General features: G+C 71.3%; 10 protein-coding genes and 1 pseudogene. 4 read left to right on the forward strand and 7 right to left on the reverse strand.

Annotated elements, in window-relative coordinates; all coding sequences use genetic code 11:
- Window positions 1-135 precede the first annotated feature (135 nt).
- Window positions 136-1,065 (forward strand): annotated as a pseudogene (locus ACFY6S_RS29760) (M28 family metallopeptidase); the annotation flags it as partial.
- Between the two features lie 87 nt (window positions 1,066-1,152).
- Here the strand turns inward: ACFY6S_RS29760 and ACFY6S_RS29765 are convergent.
- The 4 genes from ACFY6S_RS29765 to ACFY6S_RS29780 form a co-directional block, all read right to left on the reverse strand.
- Window positions 1,153-2,166 (reverse strand): ABC transporter permease, encoded by a 1,014-nt coding sequence (locus ACFY6S_RS29765; protein ID WP_388828228.1) that lies wholly within the window; start codon window positions 2,164-2,166, stop codon window positions 1,153-1,155.
- A complete protein-coding gene (locus tag ACFY6S_RS29770; RefSeq protein ID WP_388828231.1) occupies window positions 2,153-3,151 on the reverse strand; it encodes an ABC transporter ATP-binding protein in 999 nt (332 codons plus the stop codon). The genes ACFY6S_RS29765 and ACFY6S_RS29770 overlap by 14 nt, the downstream gene beginning before the upstream one ends.
- Window positions 3,152-3,268: 117 nt before the next feature.
- A complete protein-coding gene (locus ACFY6S_RS29775; protein WP_388828234.1) occupies window positions 3,269-4,594 on the reverse strand; it encodes an outer membrane lipoprotein carrier protein LolA in 1,326 nt (441 codons plus the stop codon).
- 233 nt (window positions 4,595-4,827) lie between these two features.
- Complete coding sequence (locus tag ACFY6S_RS29780) at window positions 4,828-5,838, reverse strand: polyprenyl synthetase family protein (protein WP_388828237.1); 1,011 nt, start codon at window positions 5,836-5,838, stop codon at window positions 4,828-4,830.
- 155 nt (window positions 5,839-5,993) lie between these two features.
- Between ACFY6S_RS29780 and ACFY6S_RS29785 the strand changes: the two genes are divergently transcribed.
- The 3 genes from ACFY6S_RS29785 to fahA all read left to right on the forward strand — a co-directional run bounded on the left by ACFY6S_RS29785 (window position 5,994) and on the right by fahA (window position 11,010).
- A complete protein-coding gene (locus tag ACFY6S_RS29785) occupies window positions 5,994-7,499 on the forward strand; it encodes a peptide MFS transporter (protein ID WP_388828240.1) in 1,506 nt (501 codons plus the stop codon).
- A gap of 68 nt (window positions 7,500-7,567) precedes the next feature.
- A complete protein-coding gene (locus ACFY6S_RS29790; RefSeq protein ID WP_388828243.1) occupies window positions 7,568-9,571 on the forward strand; it encodes a CocE/NonD family hydrolase in 2,004 nt (667 codons plus the stop codon).
- 215 nt (window positions 9,572-9,786) lie between these two features.
- Window positions 9,787-11,010, forward strand: coding sequence for a fumarylacetoacetase (gene fahA, locus ACFY6S_RS29795; RefSeq protein ID WP_388828246.1), 1,224 nt, complete (start codon window positions 9,787-9,789; stop codon window positions 11,008-11,010).
- Window positions 11,011-11,094: 84 nt separating this feature from the next.
- Here the strand turns inward: fahA and nuoN are convergent, their stop codons facing one another.
- Genes nuoN through nuoL form a run of 3 tightly spaced genes read right to left on the reverse strand, consistent with a single transcriptional unit; the run spans window position 11,095 to window position 16,223 of the window.
- On the reverse strand, window positions 11,095-12,747 hold the full coding sequence (nuoN, locus tag ACFY6S_RS29800; protein WP_388828249.1) for an NADH-quinone oxidoreductase subunit NuoN: 1,653 nt from the start codon (window positions 12,745-12,747) through the stop codon (window positions 11,095-11,097).
- Window positions 12,744-14,321: an NADH-quinone oxidoreductase subunit M gene (locus ACFY6S_RS29805; protein WP_388828252.1), complete on the reverse strand. Its 1,578-nt coding sequence runs from the start codon at window positions 14,319-14,321 to the stop codon at window positions 12,744-12,746. Before ACFY6S_RS29805 ends, nuoN begins: the two co-directional genes overlap by 4 nt.
- 6 nt (window positions 14,322-14,327) lie before the next feature.
- Entirely contained in the window at window positions 14,328-16,223 is a 1,896-nt protein-coding gene (nuoL, locus tag ACFY6S_RS29810; RefSeq protein WP_388828255.1) for an NADH-quinone oxidoreductase subunit L, read from the reverse strand.
- Window positions 16,224-16,233 lie beyond the last annotated feature (10 nt).

Genomic DNA, 16,233 nt, shown 5'->3' on the forward strand with positions numbered 1-16,233 from the left:
CGTACCCGTACGTTCCACCCCGAACCGCACCGGTACCACTCGCCACACCAGTCCCACCCGCACGCCTCACGTCGTTGTCGTCGTGGGGCGTTCGACGCTCCACCCCCCATTCCCGTACGGAAACCGGAGCCCCCCATGAAGTTCTCCGTTCCCGCCGTCGTCGGTCTCGCGCTCGCCGGGCTGATCGCCACCACCGCGCCGAGCGCGTCCGCCGCCCCCACCCTCGCGGCGCCCGACATACCGGTCGCCAACGTCAAGGCGCACCTGACCCAGTTCTCATCCATAGCGGCGGCCAACGGCGGCAATCGCGCCCACGGCAGGGCCGGTTATCTGGCGTCGGTCAACTACGTGAAGGGCAAGCTGGACGCGGCGGGGTTCACCACCACCGTGCAGCAGTTCACCTCCAGCGGCTCCACCGGATACAACCTGATAGCGGACTGGCCGGGCGGCGACACGGGTCAGGTTGTCATGTCCGGGTCGCATCTGGACTCGGTGACCGCGGGCGCCGGCATCAACGACAACGGCTCGGGCTCCGCCGCCGTGCTGGAGACCGCTCTCGCCGTCTCGCGGGCGCAGCTCAAGCCCACGAAGCACCTCCGCTTCGCGTGGTGGGGCGCGGAGGAGCTGGGCATGGTCGGCTCCCGGTACTACGTCAACAGCCTCGCGACCGCCGACCGGGCGAAGATCAGCGGCTATCTCAACTTCGACATGATCGGCTCCCCGAACCCCGGCTACTTCGTCTACGACGACGACCCGACGATCGAGCAGACCTTCAAGAACTACTACGCGGGTGTCGGCATCCCCACCGAGATCGAGACCGAGGGCGACGGACGATCGGACCACGCCCCGTTCAAGAACGCGGGCATACCGGTGGGTGGCCTCTTCAGCGGCGCCGACTACATCAAGACCGCCGCGCAGGCGCAGAAGTGGGGCGGCACCTCCGGGATCGCCTTCGACCGCTGCTACCACCGCTCGTGCGACACCACGGCGAACATCAGCGACACCGCCCTCGACCGCAACAGCGACGCCATCGCGTACGCCGTCTGGTCGCTGTCCGGCGCCAGCTGAGCCCCTGGTGGCCGGTGGGTACCGTCCGGCGGACGGTACCCACCGGCTCCGCGCCGGGCGGTGCGCACCCGGCCCGGTTGCGGGTCAGACCGTGATGTCGCGCGTCGTGAACCGCGCCCACGCCGCTGAGCCGAACACCGCCGCGTACAGCGCCTGGATTCCCAGGTTCGTGAGGATGTCGTCCCAGTAGAAGGGCGCGCGCAGCAGATCCGCGAACGACAGCCAGTAGTGCGAGAAGAGATACGGCTGTACCGCGCGCAACTGCGGGATCGTGTCCAGGATCTGCACCGTGATCAGCAGCCCGACCGTCGCCGCCATGGCCGCGACACCGCTGTCGGCGAGCGTGGAGACGAACAGGCCGACCGCCGCGAGGCCGATCAGTGAGGCGGCGACGACCAGCGCGATCAGCAGGGCCCGTATCAGCCCGTCACCGAACGAGATCCGGGTGCCCGAGATCGTGGTGACCTCGCCGAGCGGGAACAGCAGCGCGCCGACGACGAGCGCGGAGACCGCCACGACCGCCGTCGCCGCCACGCAGAAAGCCGTCGTGGCCGCGTACTTGACGAGCAGCAGCCGGGTCCGGCCCGCCGGTGCCACGAGCAGATAGCGCAGCGTGCCGCCGTGGGCCTCCCCGGCGATCGCGTCGCCCGCGACCACGCCCACGGCCATCGGGAGGAAGACGGGCAGCGTCGCGGCGAGTGCGGCGAAGACGAGGAACAGGCCGTTGTTGGTGATCTGGGTGAGGAAGGCGGGTCCGTGCGCGGCGGCCCCCTCGCCCATCCCGCCGCCCCCGCCCGTCTCGATCTTCACGGCGATACCGATGAGGACGGGTACGGCGGCGAGCACGCCCAGCAGGGCGAGGGTGCGCCCGCGCCGGAAGGTGATGACCAGCTCGGAGCGGAGCAGCCCGAGCGTCCACCACGGCCGGGGCGGCCGCCCGCCCACGCCGTCGACCGCCCCGGCCGTCCCGGACACCTCAACCGGCCCGACCGCCCCAGCCGTACCGGATACCTCGACCGCCCCGGCCGTCCCGTCCGCCCCGGCCGTCCTGTCCGCCCCAGCCGTGCCGGCGCCCCCGGCCGCCTCAGCCCGCGACATCGAACCCCTCCCCCGTCAGCGCCACGAACGCGTCCTCCAGCGAGGCGTGTTCCGGGCCGAACGCCCTCACCCGCACCCCCGCCAGCACCAGCGCGGCGTTCAGCTCCGCGAGATCCGCGCCCGCCGGGGGCTCGCAGGTCAGCCGGTCCTCCGTCACCACCACATCGGCGGCGCCGCGCTCCTTGAGGACGCGGGCCGCCGCACCCGGATCGGGAGTGGTGACGCCCAGTCGGCTCCGGGCACCGGCCGCCAGCCCCGCGACCGTCCCCTCGGTGATCAGCCGCCCCTTGGTCATCACGGCGACATGCGTGCAGATCTGCTCGATCTCGTCCAGGAGGTGGGAGGAGAGGAAGACCGTCGTGCCGTCCGCCGCCAGCTCCCGCACCAGCGATCTGATCTCCCGCATGCCCTGCGGGTCGAGCCCGTTCGTCGGTTCGTCGAGCACCAGCAGCCGCCGGGGCCGGAGCAGCGCGGCGGCCAGCCCGAGCCGCTGCTTCATACCGAGGGAGTACGCCCGCGCCCTCTTTCCCGCCGCCGCCGTCAGCCCGACGCGGTCCAGGGCGGCGGAGACCCGGGCGCTCCGGGTGCGGGGGTCGGCGCTCGGGTCGGCCGAGTCGTACCGTACGAGATTGTCCCGGCCGGTCAGATACCCGTACAGCGCGGGCCCCTCGATCAGGGCTCCCACCTGCGGCAGTACGGCGCGGGCCGAGCGCGGCACCGGGCGGCCGAGCAGGGCGGCGGAGCCCGCTGTCGGCTCGATGAGGCCCAGCAGCATCCGGATCGTGGTGGTCTTGCCGGAGCCGTTGGGGCCGAGGAAGCCGAAGACGCTCCCGGCGGGCACGGTCAGATCGAGGCGGTCGACGGCGAGCTGTCCGCCCCGGTAGCGCTTCGTCAGGCCGCGTGTCTCGATGACCGCCTCGGCCGTGTCCGCCCCGGCGCGCGACTCAGGGGCCGAGCCGGTGTCCCGTCCGACGAGATCCGCCATCTCCAGACCCCCTTCGCCTTCGCCGCGCCACGCGGCGGCCACCCCGAGAACGGACCGGCCCCGGTCAGCGTTCCGCCCCGCCGCACGGTTCACGCGGCGGGGCGGTGGGCCGTCGCGTCAGTTCGCCTGGTTCGCGACCTTGACCAGCGCGTCCTTGGTGACCGCACCGGCGTAGACCTTCCCGTCGTCCGTCATCAGGACATTGACGAGGCGGGTCTGGAAGACCGTGCCCGAGCCGAACGTGCCGCTGACCTCGGCGCCCAGGGAGTCCATCAGGCCCTCCGCCGCGCCACCGAGGTCGCCCGGCCCGGACGCGCCGGACCCGGAGACACCGGAGCCCTTGCCCGCCGGAGCGTCCGAGCCCTCCGGGGCCGTCAGCTCGTAGACCGTGCTCCAGCCCTTGCCGATCGCCTTCACCTCGCCGGATTCCCCGGCTCCGCCCAGCTCGTCCAGCAGCCCGAAGGCGTGGCCCTCGGCGCGGTCGGCGCCGCCCGTCCCGTTCTTCCCGCTCGCGCCGCCCTTGCCGTGCGTCGCGTCGTCCTCGTCCGCCTCCGTCACCCGCGTGCCCTTGGGCGGTGTGAAGTCGAAGGTGCCGGCGGCCGGCTCGGCGAAGTCGACCTTCGTGAAGCCCACGTCGACGATGGCCTTGCCGCCGCCGCTGGACGCGAGCGTGAACTTGAGCGGGGTACCGGTCTTCGCGTCGACCGCGATCGCGATCGAACCGACCGTCGAGCCGGTCTGCTTGGGCTTGACGAGCAGCCGGTACGCGTCGTGGCCGGCGACCCGCGTCGTTCCGTCGACCGTCACGGAGGTCGTGTCGTCCGCCGCCTTCAGCACCTGCGCGGCGAGGTCCGAGGGCGTCACCCCCGGCTCCTTCGCGCCCTTCGCGCCCGCGTCCTTCTCCCGCTCGCCGCCCTGCGGAGCCGTCCCGTGGTACGCCTGGTTGGAGGCGCTGTCGTAGGCCCACACCTCGTCGCCGTTGCGGATGAGGCTGTACTCGGCGGCGTCCCCCACGATGGAGAGCCGCTGCTTGTCAGGGCCGTCGGCCGCGACCCGCAGGGTGTGGGAGCCGGAGGCGAGTTCCATCAGCTTGGCGCTCGGATCGGCGGTGGCCCCACCGACCCCGGCGCCGGAGTCGCCGAGCGCGCCGGTCAGGCCGTCGAGACCGCTGAGCGCCGGCAGCCCGAGATCCGTGGTGATCTTCACGGAACCCGAGAGCCGCTGGGTGTCCGAAGCGGCGATCTTCTCGACGAGCCGCTGTGCGCTGATGTCCGCCAGCTCGGGGTCGCCACCGCCCGCCGCTGCGAGTGCCGGTACGAGCCCGATGGTCGCCGCGGCCACCCCCGCCACCGCGACGGGGAGCGCGTAACGCGTCGCCCTGCGGCGGAAGGTGCCGGGCTCCTCGCCCGCCTCGGTGATCTGCGCGTTGTCGTTCGGTGCCATGTGTGCCCTACCTCCGTGGTCGGCGGCCGTCCGTCCGTTGCACTCGTCCACTCCGTGCCGCCATTCTCACCCGATGTGGTCAGGAGTGGTGTTGTCCATATGACCAAATCGGCGGCGCGGAAGCGTCAGACCTCGGGAGCAACTTCCCGTACGGCCAAGGGATGAGGAACACGCCGGACACCCCGGCCTCTTCCCCTAGGGGAGAAGGCCGGGACAGGGCCAACCGAGGGGGCTCAGCCCGCGCGGTGGACCACCGCGTCGCACAGCTCCACCAGCGCGGACTTCGCGTATCCCTCGGGCAGCGGCGTCAGGGTCGCCCGCGCCGCCTCCGCGTACCGCACGGTCTCGCGCCGCGCCTGCTCCAGCGCCGGATGGGCCCGCAGCCGGCCCAGGGCCTCGGCGAGCTTGGCGTCGTCCGCCAGATCCCCGTCCAGCAGCGCGACCAGCTCCAGGTCCTCCGGCCGGCCGTGCGCCTCGGCCTGGGCGCGCAGCAGCAGCACCGGCAGCGTCGGGATGCCCTCGCGCAGATCGGTGCCGGGGGTCTTGCCGGACTCGTGCGAGTCGCTCGCGATGTCGAGGAAGTCGTCGGCGAGCTGGAAGGCGACGCCGAGCCGCTCCCCGTACTGGGTGAGGATGTCCACGACCGACTCGTCCGCGCCGGCCGCCATCGCGCCGAACCGGCCCGAGACGGCCATCAGCGAACCGGTCTTGCCGCTGAGCACGTCCAGGTAGTGCTCGACGGGGTCGCGGCCGTCGCGCGGACCCGCCGTCTCCAGGATCTGGCCCGTCACCAGCCGCTCGAACGCCTCCGCCTGGACCCGTACGGCGTCGGGGCCGAGGTCGGCCAGGATGTGCGAGGCGCGGGCGAAGAGGAAGTCACCGGTGAGGACGGCGACCGAGTTGCCCCAGCGGGCGTTGGCGCTGGGGACGCCCCGGCGGACGTCCGCCTCGTCCATCACGTCGTCGTGGTAGAGCGTCGCGAGGTGCGTCAGCTCGACGACCACGGCCGCCGGAACGACGCCGGGCGCGTACGGATCGCCAAATTGTGACGCGAGCATGACCAACAACGGGCGAAAACGCTTGCCCCCCGCCCGCAGCAGATGCTGGGCGGCCTCCGTAATGAAGGGCACATCGCTCTTGGTGGCATCGAGCAGGCCCGCCTCGACGGCCGCCAATCCGGTCTGGACATCGGCCTCAAGAGCCTGGTCCCGCACGCTCAGCCCGAACGGCCCGACGACGGTCACGAGAGGTACTCCTGTCTGCTGACGATCACACGGATTGTCGATGTGTCGCTGTCATCCCTCAAGTCAGCGTATCCGGTCCCCTTTCGATCATCATGGGCGGCTTCCCGGCACCGCCGGTATGTTCGAGATCAGCCATACGATCGGGAGTAGCTGTTTTGTCCGGAACCACGACCGACCCCGTAGCCGACGGGGACACTCCGCCCCCTCGCGACGACCGCGCCTTTCTCGGCCACCCCAGGGGGCTGCTGACCCTCTCGGGTCTGGAGGTCTGGGAGCGCTTCTCGTTCCTCGGGATGCAGGCGGTCCTCGTCCTCTATTTCGTGGCCACCGCGCAGGACGGCGGCCTCGGTATGGAGGCCGGCACCGCCGCCTCGATCTCGGCCGCGTACGGGACCCTCGTCTATCTGCTGTCCGTGGCCGGCGGCTGGCTGGCCGACCGCATCCTCGGCTCGTACCGCGCGGTGCTCTGGGGCGGTGTCCTCATCGCGCTCGGCCACTACGCCATGGCCGTCCCCACCGACGCCATGACCTGGGCGGGCCTCGGACTGATCAGCGCCGGTACGGGCCTGCTCAAGCCGAACGTCTCCGCCATGGTCGGCAAGCTCTACCGGACGGAGGACCAGCGCAGGGACGCCGGTTTCGCCCTCTACTACATGGCCATCAACATCGGCGCCTTCCTGGGCCCGCTGGTCACCGGCTGGCTCGGCGACCACGCGAGCTGGCACTGGGCGTTCTCGGCCGCCGCGGCCGGAATGACACTCGGGCTGATCCAGTACGTGGTGGGCCGGCGTCACCTGGCCGGGCGCAAACACGCCGCCGAGTTCGCCCTCGCGCCGGAGCCGATGCGCCGGGCCGTCCGGCTGATGGCCGTCGGCGCGGGCGTGGTCGCCGTGCTGGCGGTGGCGCTTTCGCTGGCCGGATGGCTCACGATCGGCCGCTTCGCCGACGTGCTCACCGTGATGGCGGTGATCGCGCCGGTCGTCTACTTCGTGGTGATGTTCAAGAGCCCCCGGGTGACCGCGGAGGAGCGCGGCCGGCTGCGCCCGTACGTGGTGCTGTTCCTGGCGTCCGTCTTCTTCAACTTCATCCTCTTCCAGGCGTACTCGACGATGATCCTGCTGGCCTCGACCAACGCCGACACCTCGATCCTGGGATTCACCTTCCCGGCCGGCTGGTACGCGTCCGCCCTCGGCGCCTTCGAGGTGGCGCTCGCGCCCGTCGTGGCGGCGGTCTGGGTGCGGATGGGCAGGAACCAGCCGCACGCCTCCAACAAGATCGCGATCGGGGTGATCCTCGGCGGGCTGTCGTTCCTGCTCATGGTCCTGCCCACCTCGGGACACGGCGGCGGCGACTACCGGATGGCCGCCTGGTGGATCGTCGGCTCGTATCTGCTGCTGGGCCTCGGCGACATCCTGGTCGAGACCTCCGGCCTCTCCGCCTCCACCAAGCTCGCCCCGAGCGCCTTCGCCAGCCAGACCATGGCGCTCTGGTTCCTCTCGCTGGCGCTCGCCAACGGCATCCAGGCCCAGACGGTGAAGCTGTACGGCCAGGTCTCGCAGCCCGCGTACTTCGGCGTCAACGGCGCCGTCGCCGTCGTCGCCGGACTCGCCGTGATCGCGGCGGCGCCCTGGATGCGCCGCACGATGCACCCCGTCCACTGAAGGACCCGCACCCCGTCCACCGGCGGTCCCCGTCCACCGCCCCCGAACCCCGCCCCGAGGTGACCGGCATGTCCCCCACCATCCGCACCGACTTCCCGTACGGGACGACCCGCGAGGACGTACGCGTCCCGCTCTCCGACGGCACCCTCCTCTACGCCAGGATCTGGCGCCCGGTCACCGACGAGCCCGTCCCCGTACTGCTCGAATACCTGCCCTACCGGCTGAGCGACTGGACGGCGCCGCGCGACTGGCAGCGCCACCCCTGGTACGCGGGCCACGGCTACGCCTCCGTACGGGTCGACGTGCGCGGCCACGGCAACAGCGAGGGGCTGCCCGGCGACGAGTACGACGCGACCGAGCTGGCCGACGGGGTCGAGGTGATCAACTGGCTCGCCGCGCAGCCGTGGTCCAGCGGCAGGGTGGGCATGTTCGGCATCTCGTGGGGCGGCTTCAACTCGCTCCAGCTCGCCGCCCTCGCACCCGAACCGCTGAAGGCGATCGTCACCGTCTGCTCCACCGACGACCGCTACGACAACGACGTCCACTACATGGGCGGCTCGGTCCTCGCCGTCGACATGCACGCCTGGGCGGCCACCATGCTGGCCTTCGTCAGCCGGCCGCCGGACCCGCTGTACGTCGGGGACGCCTGGCGCCCGATGTGGCTGGAGCGCCTCGAAGCCGTCGATCCGTTCATCCACACCTGGCTGGACCACCAGACCCGGGACGCGTACTGGAAGCACGGCAGCGTCTGCGAGGACTACGGCGCGATCAAGGCGGCGGTCCTGGCCGTCGGCGGCTGGCACGACCCGTACCGCGACACCGTGCTGCGGCTGGTCGAGCGGCTGCCGGCGGGCCGGGTACGGGGCCTGATCGGGCCGTGGTCGCACCAGTACCCGGACCGGGGGCTGCCGCCGGGGCCCTCCATCGGCTTCCTCCAGGAGACGCTGCGCTGGTGGGACCACCACCTCAAGGGAGCGGAGACGGGGATCATGGAGGAGCCGCTGCTGCGCTCCTGGATCAGCGCCTCGCACCCGCCCGCGACCGTCTACCCGGAGCTGCCGGGGCGCTGGGTCGGCGACAACGCGTGGCCCTCGCCGAACGTCACGGCCGTGCCGTACGCCTTCCGGGGCGAGCCGGTCGTCGTCGACTCGCCGCACCACACGGGGCTGGACGCGGGCCGCTTCTTCCCGTTCGGCAACGACGCGGACCTGCCGCCGGACCAGCGGGACGAGGACGCCAAGTCGGCGTGTTTCGACTTCCGGGTCGAGGGCGAACGGATCGAGATCCTCGGCCGCCCCCGCGTCCGGCTGCGGCTGCGGCTGGACGCCCCGGCGGGGCAGGCGATCGCCCGGCTCTGCGATGTCGCGCCGGACGGCTCGTCCACCCTGGTCACCCGCGGTGTGCTCAACCTCTCGGCCAGGCACGGCCGGGACCGCGCCGAGCCGTGGCCGCCGGGCGCGACCGAGGACGTCACCATCGAACTGAACGGCATCGGGCACACCTTCCCGCCCGGCCACCGCGTCCGGCTCGCCGTCTCGTCCGCGTACTGGCCGTGGATCTGGCCGCGGGCGGACTCGGCGGGCTTCACCCTGGACCCGGCGGGCAGCTCGCTCGAACTGCCCGTGCGGGCACCGGTGGCGGAGCCGCGCGCCCTCTCGTTCGAGCCCGCCGAGCAGGCGGAGCCGCTGGGCGTGGCCTTCCCCGCGACGCTGGACGAGGAGCGGCCCGAGCGGCTGGTGGTCCGCGATGTCGCCGAGGGCACCTGGCGGCTGGAGGTCGATCCGCGCTACGGCGGTTCCCGCGTCTACCCGGACGGTCTCGAATTCGCCGAGGACGCGCTGGAGACGTACACGATCCAGGAGAGCGACCCGCTGTCGGCGCGCACCCGCTCCGACTGGGCGATCCGGCTGCACCGGCCCGAGCTGGGCTGGGACACCCGGGTACGGACCCGCTCCGAGATCAGCTGCGACGCGGAATCCTTCCTCACCACCAACGAGGTGATCTGCCACGACGGCGACGAGGTGGTCTTCCACCGGACCTGGGAGAAGCGGATCCCGCGCACGGCGGGCTGAGACCCGGGAGCCGGCAGGGGCGGCGGAAGGGGAGGGCCGCGGAGGGCCGAGGGCGGGCGGCCGGGGTGATCAAGAGGGGGCTACCACCGGTAGCCCCCTCGACGGACCGCGACAGCGGCCTCCCCGCGGTCATTGCGGGCTTTTCGCCACTGCCGCCACGGGGCAACACCCACGTAACGTGTCCTGCATCGATCCGGAAAGCGAGGCGCCACCCCATGCCCGAGCAGAGCCCGCTCGAACCGGCCGAGGGCGACCCCTTCGGCCCGCACAACCTGCCGTACGGAGTCTTCTCCACGCCCGACGAGCCCGACCGCCGCCGGCTCGGGGTCCGCATCGGCACCTACGTACTGGACGCGGGCGCGGCGGCGCACGCCCTGGGCTCCCCGTACGCCGCGCTGCTCGACCGGCCGAGCCTCAACCCCCTGATGAGCGCCGGGCGTACGGCCTGGCGCGATGTGCGCCGCGCCCTCACCGCGTGGGTCACGGTGCCCGCGTACCGGCCCGCCATAGAGCCGCTCCTCCACCCGCTGGACTCGGTCACCCCGCATCTGCCCTACGAGGTCGCGGATTACGTCGACTTCTACGCGAGCGAGCACCACGCCACCAACGTGGGCCGGATCTTCCGCCCCGACGACGGGGCACTGACCCCCAACTGGAAGCATCTGCCCATCGGTTACCACGGCAGGGCCGGTACGGTCGTGGTCTCCGGCACGGAGGTGCGGCGCCCGTCCGGGCAGCGCAAGGCACCCGGGGACCCGGTGCCCGTCTTCGGCCCCTCCGTGAAGCTGGACATCGAGGCGGAGGTCGGCTTCGTCGTCGGCACGCCGTCCCGGCAGGGCGACCCGGTGGAGCTGACCTCGTTCCGCGACCACGTCTTCGGTCTTTCGCTGCTCAACGACTGGTCGGCGCGCGACATCCAGGCGTGGGAGTACGTGCCGCTCGGCCCGTTCCTGGGCAAGTCCTTCGCCACGTCCGTCTCCGCGTGGGTGACCCCGCTGGAGGCCCTGGACTGGGCCCGGGTGACTCCCCCGGCGCGTACCGAGGGACTGCTGCCCTATCTGGACGACACGGACGAGGAGGAGCCGGGCGGCCTCGACCTGCGGATCTCCGTCGCGCTCAACGGCGAGCTGATCTCCGAGCCGCCCTTCTCCACGATGTACTGGACGGCGGCCCAGCAGCTGGCCCATATGACGGTCAACGGCGCCTCGCTCCGCACGGGCGACCTCTTCGCCTCCGGCACGGTCAGCGGCGCCGCCCGCGAGCAGCGCGGCTCCCTGCTGGAGCTGACCTGGAACGGCACCGAGCCCCTCGAACTCCCCGGCGGCGAGCGGACCTTCCTGGAGGACGGCGACGAGGTGACCCTGACGGCCTGGGCCCCCGGCCCGGACGGCACGAGGGTCGGCCTCGGCGAGGTGACGGGCCGGATCGCCGCCGCGTGAGCCCGAGCCCCCGTACGGACAGGCGGGCCCGGCACCCCCCGGTGCCGGGCCCGCCGCCTGGTGCGCGTGGCCGTACCGCCGCCGCTACCGCACGAAGACCCCCGCCTGGCCCGCCAGGTCCAGGAAGTACTGCGGGGCCACGCCCAGGACCAGGGTGACGAGGACGCCCACGGCGATGGCCGCCGTGGTGAGCGGTGACGGTACGGCGACCGTCGGGCCCTCCGGCTTGGGCTCGCTGAAGAACATCAGCACGATCACGCGGATGTAGAAGAACGCGGCGATGGCGGAGGCGATCACACCGACCACCACCAGCGCGCCCGCGCCGCCCTCGGCCGCCGCCTTGAACACCGCGAACTTGCCCGAGAAGCCCGAGGTCAGCGGGATACCGGCGAAAGCGAGCAGATAGACCGCGAAGACCGCGGCCACCAGCGGCGAACGCCGCCCCAGCCCGGCCCACTTGGACAGGTGCGTCGCCTCGCCGCCCGCGTCGCGCACCAGCGTGACCACCGCGAAGGCGCCGATGGTGACGAACGAGTAGGCGGCCAGGTAGAAGAGGACGGACGAGATGCCGTCGGCCGTCCCGGCGATCACCCCGGCCAGGATGAAGCCGGCGTGCGCGATGGACGAGTACGCCAGGAGCCGCTTGATGTCGGTCTGGGTGATGGCGACGATCGCACCGCCCAGCATCGTGACGATGACGACGCCCCACATCACCGGGCGCCAGTCCCAGCGCAGCCCCGGCAGCACCACGTACAGCAGGCGCAGCAGCGCGCCGAAGGCGGCGACCTTGGTGGCGGCGGCCATGAAGCCCGTGACCGGGGTGGGCGCGCCCTGGTAGACGTCCGGGGTCCACATGTGGAACGGCACAGCGCCGACCTTGAAGAGGAGCCCCATCAGGACCATCGCGCCGCCGATGAGCAGCAGCGCGTCATTGCCCATGGTGTCGGCGAGCGCCGGGCTGACGCTCTTGACGGTGCCGTCGACGACCTCGGCGATGCGCGCGTACGACACGGAGCCCGCGTACCCGTACAGCAGGGCGATGCCGAAGAGGAGGAACGCCGAGGAGAAGGAGCCGAGCAGGAAGTACTTGACCGCCGCCTCCTGCGACATCAGCCGCTTGCGGCGGGCGAGGGCGCACAGCAGGTAGAGCGGGAGGGAGAAGACCTCCAGCGCGACGAAGAGCGTCAGCAGGTCGTTGGCCGCCGGGAAGACCAGCATGCCGGCGACCGCGAACAGCGCGAGCGGGAACACCTCCGTGGTGGTGAACCCGGCCTTGACCGCGGCCTTCTCGCCGTCGCTGCCCGGCACGGCCGCGGCCTGCGCGGCGAAGGAGTCGACCCGCTTGCCGTGGCTCTCCGGGTCGAGCCGGCGCTCGGCGAAGGTGAACACGGCGACGACCGAGGCCAGCAGGATGGTGCCCTGGAGGAAGAGCGCCGGGCCGTCGACGGCGATGGCGCCCATCGCCGCCAGGTGCTTCCTGGTGGTGCCGTATCCGTCGGCCGCGAGGGCGACCACCGCCGCGAAGGAGGCGGCCAGCGCGACCAGGGAGAGGAACAGCTGGGCGTGGTAGCGGCCCTTGCGGGGCACGAACGCCTCGACCAGGATGCCGAGGACGGCGGCGCCCAGCACGATGAGCACCGGGGACAGCTGCGCGTACTCGATTTTCGGGGCCGGGATCGTGGCGATTCCCTCGGCCGCCGCGCTTGTCCACAGGCTGTGGACGACAGTCGCACTCATGGAGCGGCCTCCACCTCGGGCTTGGGATCGGTCTGCTGTACGTCGGACATCGTGTGCTCCACCGCCGGGTTGACGATCTCGGTCAGCGGCTTCGGATAGACGCCGAGGAAGAGAAGCAGCGCGATCAGCGGGGTGACCACCACCAGCTCCCGGACGCGCAGATCCGGCATGGCCTTGACCGCGTCCTTCACCGGTCCGGTCATGGTGCGCTGGTAGAGGACCAGGACATAGAGCGCGGCGAGGACGATGCCGACGGTGGCGATGACGCCGACCGCCGGATACCGGCTGAACGTCCCGACCAGGACCAGGAATTCACTCACGAACGGGGAGAGCCCCGGCAGCGAGAGCGTGGCGAGTCCGCCGATCAGGAAGGTGCCGGCGAGGACCGGCGCGACCTTCTGCACCCCGCCGTAGTCCGCGATGAGACGGGAGCCGCGCCGCGAGATCAGGAACCCGGCGACCAGCATCAGCGCGGCCGTCGAGATCCCGTGGTTGACCATGTAGAGCGTGGCGCCCGACTGGCCCTGGCTGGTCATCGCGAAGATGCCCAGGATGATGAAGCCGAAGTGGGAGATCGACGCGTAGGCGATCAGCCGCTTGATGTCGCGCTGGCCGACCGCGAGCAGCGCCCCGTAGACGATGCTGATCAGCGCCAGTACGAGGATGGCCGGTGTGGCCCACTTCGAGGCTTCGGGGAAGAGACCGAGGCAGAAGCGGAGCATCGCGAACGTGCCGACCTTGTCGACCACGGCGGTGATCAGTACGGCGACGGGAGCGGTGGCCTCGCCCATGGCGTTGGGCAGCCAGGTGTGCAGCGGCCAGAGCGGCGCCTTCACCGCGAACGCGAAGAAGAAGCCGAGGAACAGCCACCGCTCGGTGCCGGTCGCCATCGACAGCGAGCCGGACGCCCGCGCCTCGGCGATCTCGGAGAGCGAGAAGGTCCCGGCGACCACGTAGAGGCCGATGACGGCGGCCAGCATGATCAGGCCGCCGACCAGGTTGTAGAGGAGGAACTTGACGGCGGCGTAAGAGCGTTGGGTCGCCGCCGCCTCGTCGCCTCCCGAGTGAGCGCGGTCGCCGAAGCCGCCGATGAGGAAGTACATCGGGATGAGCATGGCTTCGAAAAGGATGTAGAAGAGGAAGACGTCGGTGGCCTCGAAGGAGAGGATCACCATCGCCTCGACCATCAGGATCAGCGCGAAGAAGCCCTGCGTCGGCCGCCAGCGGCGGTTGGGGCGGGCCTCTTCGAGCGGGTCGGCGTCGTGCCAGCCGGCCAGGATCACGAACGGGATCAGCAGGGCGGTCAGCGCGAGCAGCGCCACCCCGATCCCGTCCACCCCCAGCTCGTAGCGGACGCCGAAGTCCGCGATCCAGGCATGCGACTCGGTGAGCTGATAGCGGGCGCCGCCGGGTTCGAAGCGGACCAGGACGAGGACGGCCAGCGCGAGCGTGGCGAGCGAGAAGAGCAGCGCCAGCCACTTGGCGGCGGTGCGCCGGGCCGCCGGGACGGCCGCCGTGGCGATCGCGCCGACGGCGGGGAGGACCGCCGTCGCGGTGAGGAGAGGGAACGACATATCCGGTTACACCGCCCTCATCAGCAGGGTCGCGGCGATGAGCACTGCCGTACCTCCGAACATCGAGACCGCATAGGTGCGGGCGTAGCCGTTCTGCAGCTTGCGCAGCCGGCCGGAGAGCCCGCCGAACGAGGCCGCGGTGCCGTTGACCACTCCGTCGACCAGGGTGTGGTCCATGTAGACGAGCGAGCGGGTGAGGTGCTCGCCGCCGCGCACCAGGACCACATGGTTGAAGTCGTCCTGGAGAAGGTCGCGGCGGGCGGCGCGGGTGAGCAGCGAGCCGCGCGGCGGGGCGACCGGTACGGACGCGCGCCCGTACATCAGCCAGGCGACGGCGACCCCGATCACCAGGACGACCATGGTGGCGCCGGTGACGACGCCCGCGCTGATCGGCGCGTCCCCGTGGTCGTGTCCCGTGACGGGCTCCAGCCAGTGCAGGAAGCGGTCGCCGATGGAGAAGAATCCGCCGGCGAACACCGAGCCGAAGGCCAGGATGATCATGGGGATGGTCATCGACTTCGGGGACTCGTGCGGCTTCGGCTGCTTCCCCTGCGCGTCGGGCTGCCAGCGCTTCTCGCCGAAGAAGGTCATCAGCATCACGCGCGTCATGTAGAAGGCGGTGATCCCGGCGCCGATCAGGGTGACGGCGCCGAGGATCCAGCCCTCCGTGCCGCCCTTGGCGAAGGCCGCCTCGATGATCTTGTCCTTGGAGAAGAAGCCGGACAGCCCCGGGAAGCCGATGATCGCCAGATAGCCGAGACCGAAGGTGACGAAGGTGACCGGCATATACGTCCGCAGGCCGCCGTACTTGCGCATGTCCACCTCGTCGTTCATGCCGTGCATGACCGAACCGGCGCCGAGGAAGAGCCCGGCCTTGAAGAAGCCGTGCGTCACCAGATGCATGATCGCGAAGACGTACCCGATCGGGCCGAGGCCCGCCGCGAGGATCATGTAGCCGATCTGCGACATCGTCGAACCCGCGAGGGCCTTCTTGATGTCGTCCTTCGCGCAACCGACGACCGCACCGAACAGCAGCGTCACCGCGCCGACCACCACGACCACCAACTGGGCGTCGGGAGCCGCGTTGAAGACGGCACTCGACCTGGTGATCAGGTAGACGCCCGCGGTCACCATCGTCGCCGCGTGGATCAGGGCCGAGACCGGGGTCGGGCCCTCCATCGCGTCACCGAGCCAGGACTGGAGCGGCACCTGGGCGGACTTGCCGCACGCGGCCAGCAGCAGCATCAGGCCGATCGCCGTCAGCTTGCCCTCGGTCGCGTCCCCCGTGGCGGCGAACACCGGGCCGAAAGCGAAGGTCCCGAAGGTGGTGAACATCAGCATGATGGCGATCGACAGACCCATGTCGCCGACCCGGTTGACGAGGAACGCCTTCTTAGCGGCGGTGGCCGCGCTGGGCTTGTGCTGCCAGAACCCGATGAGCAGGTACGAGGCGAGCCCCACACCCTCCCAGCCCAGGTACAGCAGCAGGTAGTTGTCGGCGAGGACCAGGATCAGCATCGCCGCCAGGAACAGGTTGAGATAGCCGAAGAAGCGGCGGCGCCGCTCGTCGTGCTCCATGTACCCGATGGAGTAGATGTGGATCAGCGTGCCCACACCGGTGATCAGCAGGACGAAGGTCATCGACAGCTGGTCGAGCTGGAAGGCGATGTCCGCCCGGAACCCCTCGACGGGGACCCAGCTGAACAGGTGCTGGTGCAGCGAGCGGTCGTCGCCGCTCCTGCCGAGCATGTCGCTGAAGAGCACGACGCCGATCACGAAGGACGCGGCGGCCAGCAGTGTGCCGAGCCAGTGGCCCGCGCGGTCGAGCCGGCGGCCGCCGCACAGCAGGAGCGCCGCTCCGAGCAGAGGCGCCGCGATGAGCGGCGCAATCAAGTTCTCCACGATTCAGCGA

The organism is Streptomyces sp. NPDC012835 (assembly GCF_042900885.1).
Lineage (GTDB): Bacteria > Actinomycetota > Actinomycetes > Streptomycetales > Streptomycetaceae > Streptomyces.